2 protein-coding genes are annotated in these 1,755 nt (G+C 62.9%); both read right to left on the reverse strand.

Annotated elements, in window-relative coordinates:
• Window positions 1-115: 115 nt before the first annotated feature.
• On the reverse strand, window positions 116-1,087 hold the full coding sequence (locus JX325_RS16220; protein WP_204792075.1) for a transketolase family protein: 972 nt from the start codon (window positions 1,085-1,087) through the stop codon (window positions 116-118).
• Window positions 1,088-1,102: 15 nt separating this feature from the next.
• A partial coding sequence (locus JX325_RS16225; protein WP_204792076.1) for a transketolase occupies window positions 1,103-1,755 on the reverse strand: 653 nt, incomplete at its 5' end.

Genomic DNA, 1,755 nt, shown 5'->3' on the forward strand with positions numbered 1-1,755 from the left:
CCGCCGCCCTGCGCCCGCCGTTAGCGGCTTTGCCGCTTACGGCGGCGGCGTACCCCTTGCGGGTGCTCGGCGGCCCGTCTTTCGATACCTGCCAATTTTGTAGGGTTGCCTAAAATTACTTCCGGGCAATCGCCTTTTTCACGGCCTCGACGATGTTGGCCGCGCGGAGGCCGTAGGTGTCCATCAGGAACGCCTGGGGANCNACCTGGCCGAACTCGTCCTGCACGCCCACGAACTCCTGCACCGTGGGGCAGNTCTTCGCCAGGCAGTTGGCCACGACAGAACCCAGGCCGCAGCAGGTATTGTGGTTCTCGGCGGTGACAATGGCCCCGGTTTCCTTGGCGGCCTTGATGACCAGCTCCTCGTCCAGGGGCTTCCAGGTGAACATGTCGATCACCCGGACGCTGATCCCCTCGGCCTGGAGGGCCTCGTAGGCTTTCAGGCTCTCGTCCACCATGATGCCGGAGGTGATGATGGTGGCCTGGTCCTTATCGCTTTCGTGGAGCACCACGCCCTTGCCGATTTCAAACTCAGAGCCCTCGTCATAGACCCGAATCACGTCCTTGCGGACGAAGCGGGTGAAGCTCACACCCTCGACATTCACCAATCCCTTGGTGACGCTGGCCAGCTGGTCGTAGTCGGCGGGGTCAATCACCGTGGCGGTGGGGATNCTCAGGTACATGGCCGCGTCCTCCAGGGGCATGTGGGTGCCGCCGTTGAAGGCCGCCGTCACGCCCGCGTCGGAGCCCAGCACCCGGACGCTCANGCCCGCGTAGGCGGCGCTCATGTAGATCTGGTCATAGCACCGGCGGCTGGAGAAGGTGCCGAAGGAGTGGAAGAAAACCTTCTTCCCCGTGGCGGCCAGGCCCGCGGCCACGCCGGCGGCGNTGCCCTCGGCGATNCCCGCCTCAAAGGCCCGGTCGGGGTAATTCTTGACCAGCTGCTTGGTATTGATGCAGCCCATCAGGTCGCAGTCTACATACACTATGCTCTTGTCCTCGGCCATCAGCTCGTTAAGGGTCAGAGCCAGGCNGTCCCGGCAGGCCCGGGAATCCTTTTCATGCTTGCCAATCAGTTTCACATTCATTTCTCTCACCCTCCTTTAAGCGTTCTTCGCGGCTTCCAGCTCTTTTTCGGAAGCGGCAATGGCCTCCAGCCACTGCTCCTCCTTGGGCTGGGAGGAATGGTCGTGCTTGGGCTCCGCAAAGGTCGCGCCCTTGCCCTTGCTGGTGTTCAGCACGATGCAGGAGGGCACGCCCTTGGTTTCCTTGGCTTTCTGGATGGCCTCATAGATGGCCGTCACGTCGTGTCCGTCGATGACCTGGGTGTGCAGGCCGAAGCCCGCCACCTTTTTCGCCATGTCGCCATGGGCCAGGATGTCGTCCGTAGAGCCGTCCAGCTGGTAGCCGTTGTTGTCGATGAAGTAGATGATATTATCCAATTTGTGGGCATAGGCAAAGTGGAAGCCCTCCCAGACCTGGCCCTCGTCGGCCTCGCCGTCGCCGATGACACAGTAGACGTAGCTGTCCCGGCCGTCGATTTTATTGCCAAGAGCCGCGCCGGTGGCGGTGGAGACGCCCTGGCCCAGAGAGCCGGTGGTCAGGTCCACGCCGGGGGTGAGCTTGCGGTCCGTGTGGCTGGGGAACTTCGTGCCCGGCTGATTCAGGGTGTAGGTGTCCTCCATGGGATAGAAGCCCATCAGGCCAAAGGTGGCGTAGGCCACGGGGCCCGCGTGGCCCTTGGACAGGACCAGCC

The organism is Oscillibacter sp. CU971 (assembly GCF_905219725.1).
In the GTDB taxonomy this organism is placed as follows: domain Bacteria; phylum Bacillota; class Clostridia; order Oscillospirales; family Oscillospiraceae; genus Oscillibacter.